The following is a 19,711-nucleotide window of genomic DNA, read 5'->3' as shown; positions in this document are numbered from 1 at the left end:
CTGGTCATGACGCGACGTTGCACGCCTTCAGCCTGACCTTGCCGTCGTCCACGTTGCCGACCAGCAGGTAGTCCTGGCACAGCCTCTCGCTGCCCTGTTCGCCGTAGCGGCATCCGTCCCTGATCGTGTCGTTGATGAAGTACCCCGCGTTGGCCACGACCCGGGTGCAGTCCTCGTAGGCGGCGTGTGCCGGGCTGGCCAGTGCCACGGGCGCAGCGAGCACCACTCCCAGCGTGGCGACGGTGGCCAGGACGTTTCGTGCGCCTTTCATTGCGCTCTCCCTACTCTTGGGGCGTTGGCTTCGGTCACGCGGGAACGGTGGTCGTCCCGGCGCGCGAGAGAGCCGTCACATGGATCGCCCTCAGCGTGCCGGAGGGGTCCACGGGAGTCCTTGATCCTCCGTGTCCGGTTCCTTGACCGAGAGGTCCGCCACGAGAGCCTGTCGGTCCATGGCGCTCGGCGGGGTCAGCGAGCCGACGAAGCCGAGGAAGCCGACGAAGCGGAGGAAGCCGACGAAGCCGTGAGGTGTCACGGTCCGAGCCGTGGTCGTCGCACGGGATCGGAGATCGGAGCATGGCCGTGGCCGTCACGCCGGTGGCGCGTCCTTCCCCCGTCACCAGCTCCTGCCGGGTGCCACCGGACTCCGACCCCGGCGCGCACGTTCCTCAAGCACCGTTGCGCGTACGGCGTTTCCCCACGCATGCTTCCCGGTGAGGTCTGAGGGGGCAGCACCTCGTCATCCGAGGGAAGAGCACGGGGGGACGCATGTTCGACACGCTGTTCAGCAGCCGGACCGTTCCGGAGGCGGAACGGTTCGAGCGGTTCAGGGACGCCGCCTCCCGCTGTCACGCGCCGATGCTGGTGGAGTGCGAGCAGACAGGCGTCTTCCAGGCCGAGCTACGGGCGGCCGTGCTCGGCGGCGTGACGGTGTGGCCGGCGACGGTGCCCAGCGTCGCCTTCCGCAGGACCCGGCGGATGATAGGACTGGCCGACCCGGAGACCTACCACCTCTCCCTCATCCTGACCGGAGGTGCCTGCGCTGTCCGCGGGGACAGCCGACGCCCGGTCGGTGTCGGGGACTTCCACGTGACCTCCTCGTCGTCGGTCGCGGACCTGCACGTGAGAGCCGGACGCGACGAGCTCGTCCGGGCGATCTCGGCGGAGGTGCCCCGCGCGTCGCTGCCCCTCGCCCCGGGGGTGTCGGACCGGGTCGTCGACCGGCCCCTGACGGGGCGCGACGGGATCGGGGCGCTCCTGGCGGGCTTCCTGACCCAGCTGCCCCGTCAGACCGCCGGACTGCGACCCGAGGACGGCCAGCGGCTGGGCATGGTCCTCGTCGACCTGGTCGCCTCGCTGTTCGCCCACGAACTGGACGCGGTCAGGGCGCTGACCCCGGAGGCCCGTCAACGAGAACTCCTGCTGCGCGTCCAGGCGTTCATCCGCAGGAACCTCGGCAACCCCGAACTGACGCCGAGCGCGATCGCCCGGGCGCACCACATCTCCGTCGGGCACCTGCACCGTCTCTTCCGGACGCAGGGTGAAACGGTGTCCCGCTGGATACAGCGCCACCGCCTGGACGGCGCCCGACGCGAGCTGGCCGACCCGGCGTTGGCACGACTGCGCGTCCACGACGTCGCGGTCCGGTGGGGTTTCTCCCAACACGCCGTCTTCACCCGCGCCTTCACCGCCGCCTACGGGATGTCCCCGCGCGACTTCCGGCACCTGCGGCCCGGCGCGCCCTCCTCCTCTCCGGCGGGATGACGCACCGGCGGGCCCTCTCGCCCGCCCTGCGCTCGCGCGTCCGGGGGACGCCGGTGGCGGGTGGTCCATCGCCGCTCCCGCCCTCCCGGAGATCACGGCTTCGCACCAACTCGGTGGACATAAGGAAAACGCCGTGTCGGAGGCGTGGAGCCGATTACCCATCCGTGGCCGGAAGTGGTGGAATCCTCGGCGTAGTTCATCCCCGACGCTCCGGCTGCGCCTCCCCTCGTTCGCTCACTGTGGGTAATCGCGGGCTGCCCCAGGGGCCGTGTCACGCGCAGTCTGAACGCCTTCTCACCGACGTACGCAGGGAGTAGAGAGTGCAGCGTTCCAAGGTCAAGGGCGCGATAGGCGCCGTCAGCGTGGTCGGCCTGGCCGGCATGTCCCTCGTCGGCCTCGGCGCGACGCCCGCCCTCGCGGACTCGCAGTCCTGCGGCCGCGTGACGATCGAGAACTCGGTGGACGGGACCACCTGGAGCACCTCGGGCCGGATCAACGGCGAGGCGCCGCCCTCGATCTCCGTCCGCCTGGTCGGCGACATCGTCGAGGGCTGCGAGTACCCCGTGTCGCTCGCCTCGTACAACACCGAGGGCCCCACCTGGGACACCTCGGGCACCCAGACCTTCCTCGGGTGGGACACCACCGTCCTGACCAGTGAGGACTCCGAGGCGACGCTCGACGTGAGCGCGTACCTGCCGCAGTGCTTCGGCCAGATCGACCTCTACGCCAACGGCACCAAGTACGACGGCGTCGAGGCCCCGCTGCCGCACTACCCGGACGTGGCGACGCCCGAGAACCTCATCACCGCGTGGAACGGCGAGGCGCCCTGCGAGGAGCCGGCTCCGGAGGAGCCGACCGAGCCGCCCACCGACGAGCCGACGGAGGAGCCGACGGAGGAGCCGACCGAGCCGGCGACCGAGGAGCCCGAGCCCGAGCCGGAGCCCAGCGAGGAGGAGAGCGAGGGCGCCGGCCCCGCGCCGCAGATGCCGGAGGGCGAGCCGATCGCGCTGCCGGCGGAGGACACGGTCGAGCTGGCCGAGACCGGCGGTGACGGCTCGCAGATGACGCTGCTCGCCTCGGTGGGCGCGGGTCTGCTGGTGGTGGGCGCGGCGTTCTTCGTCGTCCGCCGCCGCGGCCGGTCCGCCGCGAGCTGACCGGGGCCCTCAAGCCCCGAGCTTCCGCGTCCGTCGCGTGGTCGAACGGGCGTCGCCCTTCCCGGGCGGCGCCCGTTCGGCCGTGGTGGGCGGCGGCGCGGAGCGGGGGACCCTGTCGCGGTGGAGCGCGTCAGGCGCCATCCTGGGGGCGTGCCCCGGCACCGCACCACCCCCACACGTCCCCCCACGCCCCCACGCCTGGAGAGTCACACCATGACGCCCCCACGCCGCCACACTCCCGCCTCCTCCTCTCCCTCCCCCGAGCCTGTCTCCGAGCCCTCCTCCGCGCCGCCCTCCCTCAGGCGCCGGGGGCTGCTCGGCGTTCCGTTGCTCGCGGCGACGGCCGCCGTCGCCCTGCCGGCCGCCCTCGCCACGCCCGCCGCGCGGGCCGCCGCCACCCCGTTCACCGTCTACCTGGGCGCCTACACCGGCCCGGACCCCACGCACGGCATCGGCGTGGCCCGCGCCGACGGGACCACCGGCGCGCTGACGCTCGACGCCGTGACGCCCACCGCCAACCCCTCCTTCCTGGCCCTCGGTCCGGGCGCCGACGTGCTGTACGCGGTCAACGAGAACGGCGAGGGCCGGGTCTCGGCGTTCGCCCTCGGAGCGGACGGGAACGTCACCGGCTCGTTGGGCAGCGCCCCGACCGGCGGCGGCGCTCCCTGCCACCTCGTCGTCCACGCCGACGGCGGCCACCTGTTCGTCGCCAACTACTCCTCCGGCTCCGTCGCGGTGGTCACGCTGGGCGGCGACGGCACGCCGCTGGAGGTCAGCCACCTCGTGCAACACACCGGCTCGGGCCCCGACCCGGACCGGCAGGAGGGCCCGCACGCGCACATGGTGCTGACCGACCCGGCCGCGCCGAACCGGCTCCTCGCCGTCGACCTCGGCACGGACTCCGTGTACGTCTACGCCTTCGACCCCGGCACGGGACGGCTGACCCAGGAGCACCAGGTGGCCATGGCCCCGGGCTCCGGGCCGCGCCACCTGGCGCTGCACCCGGCGGGGGACGCGGCCTACGTGCTGGGCGAGCTGAACTCCACCCTCACCGCCTGCGCCTACGACGCCGCCACCGGCGGCCTCACCCCGGGAGGCGTCGTCCCGACGCTGCCCGAGGGCGCCCCGGCGGACGGCAACACGCCCGCGGAGGTGCTGGTCTCGTCCGACGGCCGGTTCGTGTACGCCTCCAACCGTGGCCACGACAGCGTCGCGGTCCTCGCCGTCGCCGAGGGCGACCACACCGCGCTGACCCCGCTCGGCCACCACCCGTGCGGCGGGAGCGGGCCGCGCCATCTCGCCCTGAGCCCCGACGAGTCCTGGCTCTACGCGGCCAACCAGTACTCCGGCACCGTCACCCGCCTCGCCCGCGACGCGACGACCGGCGCGCTCGCGCCGTCCGGCGAGCCGCTGCCCTACTCCCAGGTGGTGTGCGCCCTCCCGGCCGTCCCGCCCGCGTGAGCGAGCCTGTGTGGGCGAGTCCGCGTGAGCGAGCCCGTGTGAGCCAGCCCGTGTGAGAGATGCGTGCCCATGGCACGAACACGTGTGGACGTGTCATGTACATCTCCGAAGCGGGAGTGAAACCCCCCGACGGGTGGGACGCTTCCCAGTGCTGCCCGTTCTGTGATGCCACCTCCTCGCGGAGCCGCGGGGAGTTCGGGAGGGTTCATGAGGAGTCGGTCCCGTTCCCTGGCGCCCCTGGCCGCGTTCGCGGCCCTCGCCTCGCTGCTGTCGTGGCTGGGCCCCCACCCCGCGGTGGGTGCCCAGCCCGGCGCGGAGACCTGGACCGTCACGGAGCCGCCGGGCGGACGCGACTCCGGGGTGACGGCCACCGTCCGCCTGGACACGGACGGCGCGCTCTCCCTGGCCGTCCGGCACGGCGAGACCTCCGTCCTCGCGCCCTCGCCGATGGGGCTGACCACCACCGAGGCCGACTTCACCACCGGCCTGACGTTCCTGTCCGAGCGGGACGTCACCGTCCGGGAGAGGTACGCGACGCCGTCGGGCAAGCAGCGGCGCCACGACGCGACGATGCGCGAGCTGACCCTGGCCCTCGCCACCGAGGACGGCGACCGCGTCGACCTCGTCGTCCGGGTCGCCGACGACGGGGTCGCCTACCGCTACGTGGTCCCCTCCGAGGGCGGGGTGTCGGTGACCGGCGAGGCGTCCGCCTTCCGGATCGCGCCGGACGCGCCCGCCTGGCTGTTCACCCACGACCCCACGCAGTCGAACTACGAGACGCCCGGCGTCGAGACCACGGTGGGCGAGGCCACGGGGACGGACTACAGCTACCCGTCCCTCTTCCGGATCGGCGCCGACAGCGGGCGGCCGGGCGACGACGCCTGGCTGATGCTGACCGAGTCCGACGTCCTCGACCAGTACGGCGGCACCCGTCTCACCCTCGACGACGCGACGGACACCTTCCGCGTCACCCTGCCGGACGAGGCGGCGACGTCGACGGGCACGATGCGCACGCCCTGGCGGGTGGCGATCGTCGGGGACCTTTCCCAGGTCGTCGAGTCGAACCTGGTGACCGACCTCGCCACGGACTCCCGCGTCGCCGACACCTCCTGGATCGAGCCGGGGGCGGTGGCCTGGTCGTGGTGGTCGGACTCGCAGAGCCCGACCAGCCCGGAGATCCAGCGACGCTTCGTCGACCACGCCGCCGAGGTTGGCTGGCCGTACGTCCTCGTCGACGAGGGCTGGAGCGCCGACTGGGTCCCGGACCTCGTCGACTACGCGGCCGCCCGGGGCGTCAGGATCATCCTGTGGACGCACTGGGAGAACCTGGCGACGAAGGAGCAGCGCCGGACCAGCCTCACGCGGTGGCGGGACTGGGGCGTGGCGGGCGTGAAGATCGACTTCATGAACTCCGACAGCCAGGCGCGGATGGCCTGGTACCAGGAGGTACTGGCCGACACCGCCGAGCTCCGCCTCATGGTGAACTTCCACGGCTCCACGCTGCCGCGCGGCATCCAGCGCACCTGGCCGCACGTGATGACCCTGGAGTCGGTCCGCGGCGCCGAGTACTACAAGTGGGACGACGCGGGCGGCCCGGTCCACAACGTGATCCTGCCGTTCACCCGCAACGTCGTCGGGTCGATGGACTACACGCCGGTGACCTTCTCCACCGGGGCCCGCACCACCTCGGACGGCCACGAACTGGGGCTGTCGGTGGTCTACGAGTCGGGCTGGCAGCACCTCGCCGACAGCCCGGAGTCCTACCGCGAGCACCCCGTCGCGCAGGGCTTCCTGACCGGGCTGCCGACCGCGTGGGACGAGACGCGGCTCGTGGCCGGGCAGCCCGGCGACCTCGCCGTCGTCGCGCGCCGGCACGGCGGCGACTGGTACCTCGGCGGGATCGCCGCCGGTCAGGCCCGTACGGTCGAGGCGCCGCTGGACTTCCTGGACGAGGGGCCCCACCGCGCCGAGATCGTCCACGACGGCGAGGGCGGCGGTGAGGAGGGGCTCGTGAGCGAGACCCGGGTCGTGACCCGGGGTGACACGCTCACCGTCCCGGTGGCGGAGAACGGCGGCTTCGTGGTGCGCCTGACCCCGGCGCCGGAACGGGGCGACTGAGGGTCGGCGAGCGCCGGGCGGCGGACACGCGGTCCGGGCCGTCTACGGCTTATCCACAGGCTATCCACAAGGTGGCCGTGATCTGTCCACAGGTCGCTCGCAGGCTGTGAGGGCGCGGTCCGGCGACGCCCGGACCGTCGCGTCGAGGGCGCCCACCCCGCCGCCCGCGACGCCCCGACCGACACCACCTGGGTCGAGGCCGGCCGTGTGAGGGTGGTTGGGTGGGCGCGGCGGGTGTGCGAACCCGCGTGCGTGTGCTGGGCGACGGAGGGGGCGGCGTGGAGCCGTTGAGGGCGGGGGACCCGGAGCGGGTGGGGGCGTTCGTGCTGCGGGGCCGGCTGGGTGCCGGCGGGATGGGCGAGGTGTTCCTGGGCCGTTCACCGGGTGGGCTGGCCGTCGCGGTGAAGGTCGTGTACCCGCACCTGGCGGGGCAGCGGGAGTTCCGGCGGCGTTTCGGCCGGGAGGTCGAGGCGGCGCGGGCGGTCAGCGGGGCGTTCACCGCTCCCGTGGTCGCCGCCGGCCCGGGGGAGGACCCGCCGTGGATCGCCACCGTCTACGTTCCCGGCCCCGACCTGGCCGAGGCCGTGGCCGTGGCCGGGCCGCTGCCGGAGGCCGCCGTGTGGGCGCTGACGGCCAGGCTCGTGGAGGCGCTTCAGGCCATCCACGCCGCGGACCTGCTCCACCGCGACCTCAAGCCGTCGAACGTGCTGCTGGCCGCCGACGGGCCGCGTGTGATCGACTTCGGGATCGCCAGGACCCTGGAAGGCACCGCCCTGACGGGAACGGGTCAGGTCGTCGGCACGCCCGGCTTCATGTCCCCGGAGCAGGTCGAGGGCGGCGAACTGGGCCCGGCCAGCGACGTCTTCGCCCTCGGGGCGGTCGTCACCTTCGCCGCCACCGGCACGGAGCCCTTCGGCGAGGGCCCGCCGCTGGCGGTCCTCCACCGCGTCGTCAGCGGCGAGCCCCGCCTGGACGCCCTGCGCGGGCCGCTCCGCGAGCTGGCCGCCGCGTGCCTGGCCAGGAACCCCGACGACCGGCCCACCCTCCCGCAGCTGCTCGACCGGATCACCTCGCACTGGCAGCCGCCGGACGACTTCCCCGTCACCTCCCCCTGGCCGGCCGCCGTGACCACCCTCATCCACCACGGGACCACGCCCCCGACCGCGCCGTACACCGAAGCTGCCGGCCCCGTTCCACCGCACGCCGCCCCCACCGAGACCGCGCCGCCGCGTCGGGAGGAGCACGCCGGCCACGACGAGGAGGCGGGAGACGAAGGCGGCGACGCCGGCCAGAGCGCGGACTCCGGCCCCGCGCCGGAACCCGACGACCGCGACACGCTGGCCGCCCGCCGCGAGCACGCCTGCGAACTCGGCAGGGCGGGGGAGACGGAGGAGGCGGTGGGTCTGCTGGCTGCGCTCGTCGCGGACCACACGCGCGCGCTCGGGCCCGACGACCGCGCCACCCTGCTCGTCCGCCTCGACCACGCCATGCACGTCGGCGAGGCGGGGCGGTACGACGAGGCCGCGCGGCTGCTGTCCGCGCTCGTGGCGGACTGCGCACGGGTGCTGGGGCCCGACGACCGCGACACGCTGAGCGCCCGCTTCTGCCACGCCGGCGCGGTTCTCCAGGCCGGCGAGATCGCGGAGGGCGCACGTCTGCTGTCCGCGCTCGTCGTGGACTGCGCCGGCGCGTTGGGGCCCGACGACCCCACGACGCTCGAGATCCGCCGCATGATGGTCGGGCTCAGGAGCCTCTCGCACGGCCGGGCCGCCATGGTCACCGAGTACGAGGAACTGCTCGCCGACCTCGTCCGCGTCCTGGGCCCCGACGACCCGCGGACCCTGGACGTCCGCACGGACCTGGTCGAGATGGACGAGTGGCAGGGCGAGACGGACCACCGCGTTCGAGCCGTCGCCACCGTCGACGCTCTCCTCACCGACTGTCTGCGGGTGCTCGGCCCCGACGATCCCCGCGTCCTGAGACTGCGCGCCCTGCTCGCCCACAGGAGGCTGGTGGCGGGCGACCCCGCCGGAGCCGAGGCGGCCCAGGAGCACGCCGTCGCCGAGCACCTGCGGGTGCTGGGGCCCGACCACCCCGACACCCTCAGGGCACGCCGCCGTCTCGTCGACGTGAGGAGCGAGCGGGTCGAGCTGGAGACCGGGAAGGCGGACCCCGGACGCTTCGTCGGGGAGTACGAGCGCCTGCTGGCCGACCACGTGCGGGCCCTGGGCCCCGACCACCCCGACACCCTCGACCTCCGAGGCGACCTCGTCTCCCTGCGGGGCGAGGCGGGCGACCGGGCCGGCGCGGTCGCCGCCCAGCGGGAGCTCCTCGCCGACATGTCCCGGCTGAGGGGGCCGAACGACCTCCACGTGCTCGCGGCGCGCGTCAGCCTCGCCGACCTGCTGGGGAGAGCCGGCGACCTCGCCGGGGCCGTCGCGGCGTACGAGGAACTGCTCCCCGACGGCCTGCGGCTGTGGGGAGCGGACTTCCTCGGAACGCTCGTCGTCCGCGCCTCCCTCGCCGACGTCCGGGGACGCGCGGGCGGCGAGGTGGCCGCGACCACGGCCGCGTTCGAGGAGGTGCTCGCCGACTGCCTGCGGCTCCTGGACCCGACCGCTTCGCTCACCCGCGCCGTCCGCGCGTACCTCGACGGCCTGCGGGAGCACGCGAGCGACCCGACGAGGAGTCACCCCGACCTGTACACGCTCTACGAGGCGGAGGAACGGGCCGCCCGTCGGGCACCCGGGGACCGCCCGCGCGCCAGCGCGTAGCGGAGGAGCGGGTCCGTGTTCGGGCTCGGGGCGCGGTGATCAGTCCTGGGCCTGGCTCGTGGGAGGGCCCGGCTTCCCGTCGGCGACCTCCCACCGGTCGTTGTAGCCCAGCGGGTAGTCGTACGCCGGCCGTCCCTCGTTGCCACTCGTCCGGAACGGCCGCCCCTCGTCGTCGACCCGCACCGTCCCGCGCTCGCCGCCGCTGGACCAGTCCAACTCCAGGTACCAGCTCACGTCGTGCTCCCGCGTGCGCGCGGACACGTAGTACACCTCGGGGTCGTTCTCGCTCACCTGGTACGGGAAGTCCCGCTGCCCGGACTCGGGTGTCACCGCCGGCCGCCCGGCGTCGAGGTCCACGCCGAAGTGCCTCGTCTCCACGGGGCCGCCGCAGGCGTCGACGCCCATGACGTAGTCGTTCCAGGCCAGCGGCGTGTCCTTCCCCACCACGCGCACGGTCAGCCTCTCCAGCACGACGGTGTTCTCGCCCGTCCCCTGCACCGTCAGCCGCACCCACTGCTCGCCGGCGGCGACCGCGCCCAGCGCGGTGACCCAGCCGCGCGCGTCGTTCTCGGACGGTGGCGGCGGCACGTGGGCGGGCTCCTGGTCCACCAGGTAGTGCTGCTCGCACGGGCTGTCCCAGTGGTACGGCTCGGCGACCACGGTGGGCGCGAGCACCTGGCCGGCTCCCTCGCCGCCGGAGCCGCCGCCGGTGGCCGAGCCCGTCGCGTCGGGGCGGGGGTCGGGGGAGGAGGACGGGGAGGGGGAGTCCGGGGAGGGGGAGTCCGAGGACCCGCGACCCGGGGAGGCGCCGGAGCCGACGCCCGTGTCCGAGCCGGTGCCGGCGTCCGTGCTTCCGGAGCTCGTGGCGGCGGCTCCCGCGCCGCCGTCGCCACCGCCGTGGTCGTCGCCGTCGCCGTCGCCGGGGAGGAGACTCGCGAGCAGCGCGGCCGACAGGGCCAGGGCGACCACGCCTCCCCCCGCCAGCACCGCGACCCGCCGACGTCGCCCCGCCGCCGACGCGCCCTTCGACGTGGCCTCCGACTCCGCGACGGGTCCGGGCTCCGGCCCCGAGCCCTCATCGGTGGACGCGGCCCTCTCCCCGGCCGCCGTCGCAGCCGCCGTCGCCACCGCCGTGGCCTCCGTCGCGGCCGTCGGCTCCGGAGCCTCTGCCCCCTTCCGGCCGCGCCGGGCGTCGGCCAGCACCCATCTCCGGTGAAGCTCCACCAGCTCCTCGGGCGTCGCCCTGCACACCCGAGCCAACCGCTCCACGGGCGCGTAGTCCGTCGGAACGGCCTCGCCGCTGACGTACCGGTGCACCGTCGACGCACTCATGTGCAGCCGCTTCCCGAGCACCACGTAACTGAGGCCGGACCGTTCCTTCAGCTGCCCCAGAAGCTCGGAGAAGCTGTCCCCCGCCATCGTTCCTCCTGTCTCCACATCCCGGATCGGCGTCCCAGGAGCCTGGTGTTCCACCAGGTCAGAGCCGTCGCGACCATCCCGGCCGTCCCGAAGGCCCCGGTGACGACGGATGCCGGGACGGAACGCCCCCCAAGCTGGGGTCAATCCAAGCACGCCGCTCCCGGCACCCGGTCGAGCGGCCCGTGGCAACCACCAGAACGGAAAGCAGGGGGACCACTCATGTCCGCACGCACCATCCGCACCGGCCTGTTCGCCGCCACCGCGATCGCCCTCGCCACGCTGTCGCTGACGGCCTGTGGCGGGGAGGACGCCCAGGACGAGGGCGCCTCCTCGACCCTGGCGGGCGACACGGGCGGGAGCGGCGAGTCCGGTGAGGAGACCGGCGACGGGGCCGGTGACTCCGAGGCCGACTCGCAGGGTTCCACGGAGTCCGCGGGGGCGAGCGCGGCGGGCTCCACCGGCTCGCAGGACGCGACCTCGCAGGATTCCGGTTCGGAGGGCTCCGGCCCGGACGAGGGCACCGACGCCAGCCGGAACGCCCCGTGCACCGGCTCGAACACCGAGACCACCGTCACCGAGGTCTCCCGCCCCCTGAACCACCTCCTCATCACCGTCACCAACACGGGCTCGGAGAGCTGCGACCTCCTCCACTACCCGATCCTCCGCTTCGAGGACGCCCAGTCGGTCCCGCCGGTCTTCGAGGACTCCATGCCGCAGGCGGTGGTCACGCTGGCCCCCGACGAGTCGGGCTACGCGGGCGTCCTCCTGGCGGCGGCCGACGGCAGCGGCCAGAACCCCGTCACGGCCACGACCCTGGAGGTCATGTTCCAGAACCGTGACGGGGACAGCGACGGCGAGAGCGCCACCCCGCCCCTCCCCGAGGGCGGCGTCTCCTTCGACGACACGCTGACCGTCACGTACTGGCAGCGCCACATGGACGACGCGCTCACCTGGTGAACCATCCGCACCGCGGATCCGTAGAACACACGTCCAGAGGTCCGGTCGGTGCCCGCACGGTGATGCCGTGCGGGCACCGGCTTCCGGAGCTCGACGCCCACGGCGGTCCCGAGCGAGGGACCCGCCACGGGCCACGGCCGCGTTCGGAGACGACAGGGGCCATCACCCCGAACGCCGGCCTTCTCGACGTCAATCTCCTGGAGCAAGAACTGTGAACCGCACGAAGATCCTGAAGACCCCCGCGGCGATCGCCCTCTGCTGCGCGGTGGCCGGCGTCGGACTCGCCGGCTGCGACGAGCCGGAGGCCGACGCGGGCTCGGGATCGCCCACCCCCACACCCACGCGGGAAGCCGACGAGGAACTGCTCACCGGCACCGCGACCATCACCGTCGGAGGCCACTCGGTGCGCGTGTCCTGCTCCGGCAGCCCGGCCGGAGACCGGCCGGTCGTCGTCCTGCTGCACGGCGGCGGCCACGACCTGAGCACCATGGCCGACCTCCAGCGGACGCTGAGCGCGGACGGGCGGGTCTGCTCCTACGACCGGCTCGGCGCCGGCGAGAGCGACCAGCCGCCCGGCCGTCAGGACTACGACGCCGTCGGGGAGACGCTCACCGGCGTGCTCGACCAGCTCGTCGGCGACGCACCGGTCGTCCTCGCCGGACACTCCATGGGCGGCCTGATCGCCGCCCGGTACGCCCCCGACCACCAGGACAGGGTCCGCGGCCTGGTGCTGATGGACGCCACCTCGCCCACGGCGGTCGCGGACCTCACGAGCAGGATCCCCGAGTCCGCCACCGGCACGGCGGGGGACCTGCGCGCCGAGACCCTCGCGGTCTACGGCGGCGAGAACCCCGAGCGGCTCGTCTTCACCGACGGGGAGGTCCGCTCCGCCGGCGACATCCCGGCGGAGGTGATCCGGCACGGCCGGGAGTACTTCCCGGACATCGTTCCGGAGTACGGGCAGGGCCTGGAGGAGGACTGGGCCGCGGGCCAGGAGAAGTGGCTGGCGATATCCACGAACAGCGAGCCGAGCACCGCCGAGAACAGCGGGCACGACATCTACCTCGACGAGCCGGAGGTCGCCGTCGCGGCCGTCGAGCGGGTCGTCACCGGGGCCGCCGGGGGCTGACGCCCGGCGTCGGGGCTGGCGCCCGTGCCGCCGCGAGGTGGGTGCCCCACACGCCCGGCGGTCACCACGACCGCCGGGCGCCGCCGGCCGTTTCCCACGGACTAACCAACGAAGCCGGGGACCGGACACACCGTTGATTCGAAAATCACGTGCCAAATTCCGTATCAGAACGATGGCTCGACAGGACAGTTCCTCATCAATAGCGTTCAGTTTCCTTCGAATGCCTTGACCGTTCGAAAGTCGCTGCCGGAAGCTCACCCCAGAGCTTCGTGAACAGCTGCGGAGCGGATCGGCGGAAGAGGCGGACGATGGGCGCCGATGGTTTGTCGATGGAAGCCGTTGTCGTGGCGGACGTCGCCGTCGTGTTACTCGTGGGATTCGTGTTGACCAGGGCGTTGAAACCGCTCCGCCAGCCGCCCGTGGTCGCCGAGATATTCGCCGGAATAGCCCTCGGGCCCAGCGTCCTCGGCCTTCTTCCCGGCGACCTGCCGCAGCGCCTCTTCCCGGACGACGCCCGTCCCATGCTCTCCGCCATCGCGCAGGTCGGGCTGCTGCTGTTCATGTTCCTCGCCGGCTGGGAGATGAACCTCGGCCTGCTCCGCGGCCGGTCCCGCTCCGTCGGCAGCGCCGCCGGCCTGTCCCTCGTCGTCCCGTTCCTCTTCGGGGTGGGCGCCGCGTTCCTGCTCCACGACGGCTACGCCGGCGACGGCGTGGGCGCCGGGGCGTTCGCGCTCTACCTCGGCACCGCGTTCGCGATCACCGCGTTCCCCGTCCTCGCCCGCGTCATCAGGGACGGTCGCCTCGCCGAGACCCGGGTCGGCACCACGGCCATGGCGTGCGCCGCCGTCGGGGACGTGCTGGCGTGGAGCGTCCTCGTCCTGGTCGTCGCGGTCGTCGAGTCGGCCGGTGCCGGGCAGTTCGCCCTGGTCGTGCTGCTGACGCTCGGCTACGTGCTGGCCATGCTGCTGGTCGTCCGGCCGCTGCTGCGCGTCGCCATCTCCCGCGCCACCCGCCGCGGCCACAACGGTTCGGTCGTCACGCTCATCGTCTCCGGTGTCTTCCTCTCCGCCTACGACACGTCGTGGATCGGCGTCCACGCCATCTTCGGCGCGTTCGCCTTCGGCCTGATCACCCCGCGGAACGGCGTGGGCGCCGGCCTCCACGACCACCTCGGCGCGCCGCTGGCGCGCGTCGCCGCCCTGCTCCTGCCGGTCTTCTTCATCGTCACGGGACTGTCGGTCGACGTCACGGCGCTGGGCTGGCCGGAGGTGCTCGCGCTGGCGCTGATCCTGACCACCGCCGTCGCGGGCAAGCTCGCCGGTGCCATCCCGCCGGCCCGCCTGTCGGGCATGAGCTGGCGCGAGGCCACGGCGTTCGGGGTGCTGATGAACACCCGGGGCCTGACCGAGATCGTCATCCTGGACATCGGCCGGCATCTCGGCATCATCAACGACACGCTGTTCAGCATGATGGTGGTGATGGCCGTCGTCACCACGGCCATGGCAGGGCCGCTCCTCCAGGTGATCGGCATCGTCCGCCCGGACCCCGCCGTTCCCGAAGCCCGGCGGGTGGAGCCGGGTCCGGGGCCGGGCCCGGGTGCAGGGGTGGGCGTCGCGGTGGCGCAGGCCGGGGCCCCGCGTGACGGGCCCACGGCTCGACGACCTCGACGTTGGTCAGGCCGCCGGCGGCCTCGGTGACGGCGGTGCCGGAGGCGTTCCGGGCCCACCCGGGCACCGGCGCGGGCGCGGGCACGGGGACGCAACGCGGCCGGCCGCTCGGCCGCTGAGGGCGTGGTCGTCAGGTGGTCCGGTACATCGTCGCGCTCATCGCGCCGCCGTAGGAGTCGAACGCGTTCATGCCGGCGGTGTCCGTGCCCTCCAACCAGAAGTTGACGTCGCAGTCCCCGCAACCGCTCGACCCGGAGAGGCTCACCGAGCGCCCGCCGTCACCGACGCCCTCCAGTTCGAAGACGTAGAAGCAGCCGAGGATGTCTCCCGTGAAGCGGCTGCCGTCATAGGTGATGTAGTCGGCGCTCGCCTCCCAGGTGCCCACCACCTCGCGGCTGACCTGCCCGTTCAGCCCGTCGTCCTCGGGAGGCTCCCCGCCGCCCCCGCCGGCTGCGCCCGAGGAGCCTCCGGAGGAGCCGTCCGAGGAGCCGCCGGACGAGCCTCCGGAGGAGCCTCCGGACGAGCCACCGGAGGAGCCGTCGGAGGAGCCACCCGAGGAGCCTCCGGAGGAGCCGTCGGACGAGCCGCCCGAGGACCCGTCGGAGGAGCCGTCCGTCGTGCCCTCGGCCGAGCCGCCGTCCGAGGAGCCGCCGTCCGAGGACGCTCCGGACGTGTCGCCCCGGTCATCCGACGCGTCGTCGTCCGAGGAGTCGTCGGTCGGGTCGCCGGACGCGTCGTCGGACGGGTCCTTCGACGGGTCCCCGCTCGATCCCTCGTCCGACTGTCCCGGCGAGTCGTCCCCGGAGCCGTTCCCGTACCTGCCGTCGGCGTGTGACCTCCCCGCCTCGGCCTCGCCCCGCGGGCCGTCGCCGGTGTCCAGCAGGCTGAGCGTCACCGCGAGCACCGTCGCCACGATCGCCACCACCGCGATCGCCGCGGCCACGACGTCGGACCGTCGGCGTCGCCTGGTCCTGCTCCGGGGGCGCCCGTTCGGTGGCGTGCCGGCCGTCCGGTGGCGCGCGGGGTGCGTGACGGGGCGCAGACGGACCGTGTCCGTGGTGACCGCGGGCGGCGGCGTGTCGGCCGTCGGGTCCCGCTCGGGTTCCGTCGTCGCCCGCAGGTGCATCGTGTCCGGCGCGGCGGGAGCGGGAGCGGGGGTGGGCGTGGGCGGTGGCGTGGGGGCGGGGGTGGACGGGCCGTCGGGTGGCGTCGGCGGTGGCGTGTCGGCCGTCGGGCCCCGGGCGGGCTCCTCGATGGAGAGCAACTGCACCGTGTCGCGGAGCAGCTGGTCCGTCAGATGGGCGGGGAGCCAGGGCCCGCTGGTGCGGTGGGCGCGTGCCGCCGCGGCGACCTCGGGTGGCGTCGGGCGGTCACCCGGGCTCTTGGCCAGGCAGGCGGTCACCAGGTCCCGCAGCGGGCCGGCGAGGTGACGGAGGTCGGGCGGCTCGTTGATGACGCGGTACATCAGCGCGTGGGCCGCGCCGTCCTCGGTGTCGTAGGGGCCGGCGCCGGTGGCGGCGTGGGTCAACGTCGAGCCCAGGCTGAAGACGTCGCTGGCGGGTGACAGCGTCTCGCCCCTGACCTGCTCGGGGGACATGTAACCGGGCGAGCCGACCACCGCTCCCGTTCTGGTGAGGACGCTGCCGCCGACGGCGCGTGCGATGCCGAAGTCGATGACGCGCGGACCGTCCACCGTGGCCAGCACGTTCGACGGCTTGAGGTCGCGGTGGACCAGTCCGCTGTCGTGGATCGCCGTCAGCGCGTGGGCGAGCCCCTCGGCCAGCCGCCACAGCGTGAGCTCCGGCAGCACGCCGAACTGGGTCACGACGTCGTGCAGCGCGGGGCCCGCGATGTACCCCGTGGCGACCCACGGGATCTCGCCCTCGGTGTCGAAGTCGAGCACGGGGGCGGTCCACTCGCCGCCGACCCGCTGGGCGGCGGCGATCTCCCGCCGGAAGCGGTTCCTGAAGTCCGGATCCAGGGCGAGGTGCGGGTGAATGAGCTTCACCGCCACGGTCCGCCCCTGGGTCGAACGCCCGAGGAAGACCTTCCCCATGCCTCCGGCGCCCAGCACCCGCAACAGCCGGTACTGACCCAGTGTCTGCGGATCGCCCGGCTCCAGTGGTTTCAACGTGACCCCGGCCCTCGTCCTCTGTCCGAATACGTCTTCGGTTTTACCGATCAGTATCACGAGATGCGCGGGGGGCCTGAACCGGTTCCGCCCGACGCCCGGTTCGCGCCTTGCGCACCCATGACGCGCCGCGGTGCGTCGGTGCCGATGCCGGGCGAAGGCTCGGGCTGCCTCGGCCGGCTCGTGGTCCTTCTCGACAGCCGCGGGTGGCCCTCGTCGTCGGCTCGAAACGGGGAAGGCCCCCGGTCGCCGAGGCGAGCGGGGGCCGACCCTGCCGACAGGGACACGTTGCGGCAGGCCGCGTGGAGGACGCCTATCCCAGCGCGGCTTCCCAGCGGGTGGTGGTGGTTCCGGAGGTGGCGTCGGTCTGGAGGCGGTCGCGGGCGGCGGTGTCGGCGTACAGGCTCCAGCGCATCCAGTCGACGTAGGTGGCGACGGTCTGGGTGTGGTTGTAGCCGCTCCAGATGTACTCGTCGTGGGCGGCGCCGACGTGGGTGAGGAACGCCTTGGGCGCGGGGAGTTCGGCGTAGGCCTGGCGGGCGGAGGAGTACTGGGTGAGGGTGTCGCGGTCGCCGTGGACGAACAGGACGTTGGCGGTGACCGAGGAGGCGGGGTTGCCCATGTCGACGCAGGCGAAGGGGACGGCGGCGGCGATGCGTTCGTCGGGCCAGGCGGTGAGCAGGCCGTGGGTGGTCATGCCGCCCAGGGAGTGGCCGGCGACGCCGACGCCGGCGGCGGTGTCCAGGCGTCCGGCGAACGGGTCGCCGGAGGTGGTGTTCAGGGCGAGGGTGCGGGTGATGACCTCGGAGACGTCCATCGACTGGTTGCCGTTGTAGACGTCCTGGACGTTGCCCGGGGTGCCGGAGGAGGTGGTGGGGAAGACGGGGGCGGGGACGACGAAGCCGGCCTCGGCCAGGGGGCGGACCAGCGGCGCGTAGCTCTCGGGGTTGCCGCCCAGGCCGTGGCTGAACTCGACGACGGGGAAGACGCCGTCGGCGAGAGGGGCGTTGGTGACCGGGTTGCCGCCGGGGGTGCCGGTGGCCGGGTAGAAGATCCGCGTGACCAGCCGGCGGCTGCCACGACTCCAGTCGTACTCACGCACCCCGATGGCGAACCGTTCGGCCGGGGCCTGACGCGGCGTCACGCCGTGTGCGGTGGGGGTGCCGAGCAGGGAGGCGCTCGTGCCCACCGCTCCGGCCGCGCTCAGGCCGAGGAGGGAGCCCAGGATGGTACGCCGTCGTATCGGCATGGATGACTCCTTGGGTGTGGGGGTTGGAAGTGTGGGGGTGTGGGGGAGGTGGTGTTGGCCGGCGGCTGCCCCTCGCCGCCGAACCCGTCGGAGGGGAGGGGGCCCCGCGACCGCGCCGCGCCGAGCGACCACGGCCGGAGGAAGGGGCCGGGGAGCGGGACCGACGTGTCGAAGCGGGCATGGGGGACTCCGTGGCGCCTCAGTGGGGAGACCCACCCGGCCGAACCGGCCGAACCGGCCGAACATCGCCTGTGTCCTGGGGAGTCCGGCGCGGTGGCGTGGGGGAGGGGAGGGCCTCACCGGAACGAACGGATGGTGCGTGTTCCTGTCGTGCGCCGTCCGCGGGGCGGGTGGGGACGCGCGCGCCAACCAGCGTTCGGGATTCCGGACGCTGGCCGGTTCTTCAGACACCAGATCATAGGGCGCGCAGACCAGGCGTCAACACCCTGTGGGCCTTAACTTTCGCTTCCCAGGCCGAAAGAAACGTGATCCCGACGCGGAGCGGAGCGTTCGGTCGTGCTCGCCGGGGAGGGCGATACCGGCATCTTGGGGGGTGAATCCCTTCCCGGTGCCCTTCCATGGAGGATCGAACCGTGGCGACGGTTCGTTCGTCGCCACGAAGAAGCTCACGGTGATTTCCGCTTCTGCTCCGAAAAAGAGGGCGGGGCGAACGCGGCCGACGGGCCCTCGGCTCCGACTGCCGGCCGGCGCCCACGCCGTGTCAGACGTCGACCACAGGGGGGCCGAGGGCGCCTGGCCGATGGTCGCGACCGTCGCCGGCTACGGCTTGCGGGCCATGCCGCCGAGGAACAGCAGCCCGCTGCTGCCCGGCGGCTCGACGAGCGGCCTGTCGGGGCGCCACATCGGAGCCGGCACGACGCCGGGCTCCAGCAGCTCGAAGCCGTCGAAGAACGCCGTGATCTCCGCCTCGTCGCGCAGCTGCCCCCTGCCCAGCGCCCGGATGAGGTTCTCCTCCATGGCGCGCGCCTCGGGGAAGGCGTTCGAGAAGTGGCTGATGAAGAGATGGCTGCCCGGGGCGAGCCGGTCCTTGTAGGTGTTGAGGACGCCGATGGGGTCCTCCTCGTCCAGCACGTGGTGCACGATCGCCAGCAGCACCAGGCCGATGGGGCGGGAGAAGTCGAGGAATCCGTCGACATCCGGATGGTTCAGGACGCCCCGCGGGTCCAGGAGGTCGGCGGTGACCACCTTGGTGGTGGCGTTGGTCGCCAGGAGCGCCTGTCCGTGGGCGAGCACGATGGGGTCGTTGTCCACGTACACGACGCGGGCGCCGGGGTTGACGGCCTGGGCGACCTGGTGGGTGTTCTGCACGGTCGGCAGGCCCGAGCCGATGTCCAGGAACTGGTCGATGCCCTGCTCGGCGAGGTATCGCACGCCACGGATCAGCAGCTGCCGGTTGACGCGGGACCCCTCGGTGGCGACCCCCGGCGCGATCCTCTCCGCCTCCTCGACCACGGCGCGGTCCACGGCGTAGTTGTCCTTGCCGCCCAGGGCCGCGTCGTAGACCCGGGCGATGCTGGGCTTCGAGGTGTCGATCTCAGGCGACGGAGGCACCTCGGGGCCCGACGTGGCCCAGCTCCAGTCGTACGGGACGTTGCCGTCCCTGGCCTCGGACCCTCCGTGCGACGCCCCGTCAGTGGCCATCCGACGTCAACTCCTCTCCGAAAACCGATCACTTCTGCTCGGCTGTGTGCTTGCCGCAGTCTGTCACAGGGCCCCCAGCCGCCTCGCCGTCAGGCGCGCCCGCGCGAGGCGGCATCCGGTCCGGCTCCTCCGACGGCGTCCGCGGGACGGGTGAAAAACCGGGTGAGGAAAAAAATTCCGACACAGGGTGTCGGGTATCGGGTCGAGCATGGTGTGACCGGTCGGCGTC

At 73.5% G+C, this 19,711-nt stretch carries 14 protein-coding genes; 8 read left to right on the top strand and 6 right to left on the bottom strand.

What is annotated here, in order from left to right; all coding sequences use genetic code 11:
• Window positions 1–4 precede the first annotated feature (4 nt).
• Both ACTWP5_RS02505 and ACTWP5_RS02500 read right to left on the bottom strand, forming a co-directional pair.
• On the bottom strand, window positions 5–271 hold the full coding sequence (locus ACTWP5_RS02505) for a hypothetical protein (RefSeq protein ID WP_443219007.1): 267 nt from the start codon (window positions 269–271) through the stop codon (window positions 5–7).
• 90 nt (window positions 272–361) lie between these two features.
• Window positions 362–532 carry a hypothetical protein gene (locus ACTWP5_RS02500; protein ID WP_443219006.1) on the bottom strand — a complete coding sequence of 57 codons (171 nt, stop codon included), beginning with the start codon at window positions 530–532 and terminating at the stop codon, window positions 362–364.
• A gap of 233 nt (window positions 533–765) precedes the next feature.
• On the opposite strand from ACTWP5_RS02500, the gene ACTWP5_RS02495 reads away from it, so the two are divergent.
• From ACTWP5_RS02495 to ACTWP5_RS02475, 5 genes are all read left to right on the top strand, one after another.
• The gene (locus ACTWP5_RS02495; RefSeq protein WP_443219005.1) at window positions 766–1,761 is read left to right on the top strand and encodes a helix-turn-helix domain-containing protein; all 996 of its coding nucleotides are present in this window, start codon (window positions 766–768) and stop codon (window positions 1,759–1,761) included.
• 320 nt (window positions 1,762–2,081) lie between these two features.
• Window positions 2,082–2,915, top strand: coding sequence for an LPXTG cell wall anchor domain-containing protein (locus tag ACTWP5_RS02490; RefSeq protein ID WP_443219004.1), 834 nt, complete (start codon window positions 2,082–2,084; stop codon window positions 2,913–2,915).
• 213 nt (window positions 2,916–3,128) lie between these two features.
• On the top strand, window positions 3,129–4,376 hold the full coding sequence (locus ACTWP5_RS02485) for a lactonase family protein (protein ID WP_443219003.1): 1,248 nt from the start codon (window positions 3,129–3,131) through the stop codon (window positions 4,374–4,376).
• Window positions 4,377–4,583: 207 nt separating this feature from the next.
• Complete coding sequence (locus ACTWP5_RS02480) at window positions 4,584–6,494, top strand: glycoside hydrolase family 97 catalytic domain-containing protein (protein WP_443219002.1); 1,911 nt, start codon at window positions 4,584–4,586, stop codon at window positions 6,492–6,494.
• 278 nt (window positions 6,495–6,772) lie between these two features.
• Window positions 6,773–9,268: a protein kinase domain-containing protein gene (locus ACTWP5_RS02475; protein WP_443219001.1), complete on the top strand. Its 2,496-nt coding sequence runs from the start codon at window positions 6,773–6,775 to the stop codon at window positions 9,266–9,268.
• 39 nt (window positions 9,269–9,307) lie between these two features.
• Here the strand turns inward: ACTWP5_RS02475 and ACTWP5_RS02470 are convergent, their stop codons facing one another.
• Entirely contained in the window at window positions 9,308–10,687 is a 1,380-nt protein-coding gene (locus tag ACTWP5_RS02470; protein WP_443219000.1) for a helix-turn-helix domain-containing protein, read from the bottom strand.
• A gap of 219 nt (window positions 10,688–10,906) precedes the next feature.
• On the opposite strand from ACTWP5_RS02470, the gene ACTWP5_RS02465 reads away from it, so the two are divergent.
• The 3 genes from ACTWP5_RS02465 (at window position 10,907) to ACTWP5_RS02455 (ending at window position 14,470) form a co-directional block, all read left to right on the top strand.
• Window positions 10,907–11,644, top strand: coding sequence for a DUF4232 domain-containing protein (locus ACTWP5_RS02465; protein ID WP_443218999.1), 738 nt, complete (start codon window positions 10,907–10,909; stop codon window positions 11,642–11,644).
• Window positions 11,645–11,855: 211 nt separating this feature from the next.
• Window positions 11,856–12,773 (top strand): alpha/beta fold hydrolase, encoded by a 918-nt coding sequence (locus ACTWP5_RS02460; protein ID WP_443218998.1) that lies wholly within the window; start codon window positions 11,856–11,858, stop codon window positions 12,771–12,773.
• A gap of 329 nt (window positions 12,774–13,102) precedes the next feature.
• Entirely contained in the window at window positions 13,103–14,470 is a 1,368-nt protein-coding gene (locus tag ACTWP5_RS02455; RefSeq protein WP_443218997.1) for a cation:proton antiporter domain-containing protein, read from the top strand.
• Window positions 14,471–14,570: 100 nt separating this feature from the next.
• Here the strand turns inward: ACTWP5_RS02455 and ACTWP5_RS02450 are convergent, their stop codons facing one another.
• The 3 genes from ACTWP5_RS02450 to ACTWP5_RS02440 form a co-directional block, all read right to left on the bottom strand.
• Complete coding sequence (locus ACTWP5_RS02450) at window positions 14,571–16,571, bottom strand: serine/threonine-protein kinase (protein WP_443218996.1); 2,001 nt, start codon at window positions 16,569–16,571, stop codon at window positions 14,571–14,573.
• A 313-nt stretch (window positions 16,572–16,884) separates the two neighbouring features.
• Entirely contained in the window at window positions 16,885–17,820 is a 936-nt protein-coding gene (locus tag ACTWP5_RS02445) for an alpha/beta hydrolase family protein (protein ID WP_443218995.1), read from the bottom strand.
• Window positions 17,821–18,600: 780 nt separating this feature from the next.
• Window positions 18,601–19,482 (bottom strand): SAM-dependent methyltransferase, encoded by an 882-nt coding sequence (locus tag ACTWP5_RS02440; protein ID WP_443218994.1) that lies wholly within the window; start codon window positions 19,480–19,482, stop codon window positions 18,601–18,603.
• Window positions 19,483–19,711 lie beyond the last annotated feature (229 nt).

It is taken from the genome of Streptomyces sp. 4N509B (genome assembly GCF_052245655.1).
In the GTDB taxonomy this organism is placed as follows: Bacteria; Actinomycetota; Actinomycetes; order Streptomycetales; family Streptomycetaceae; genus Streptomyces.
This window is presented reverse-complemented; position numbering and strand designations above follow the sequence as displayed.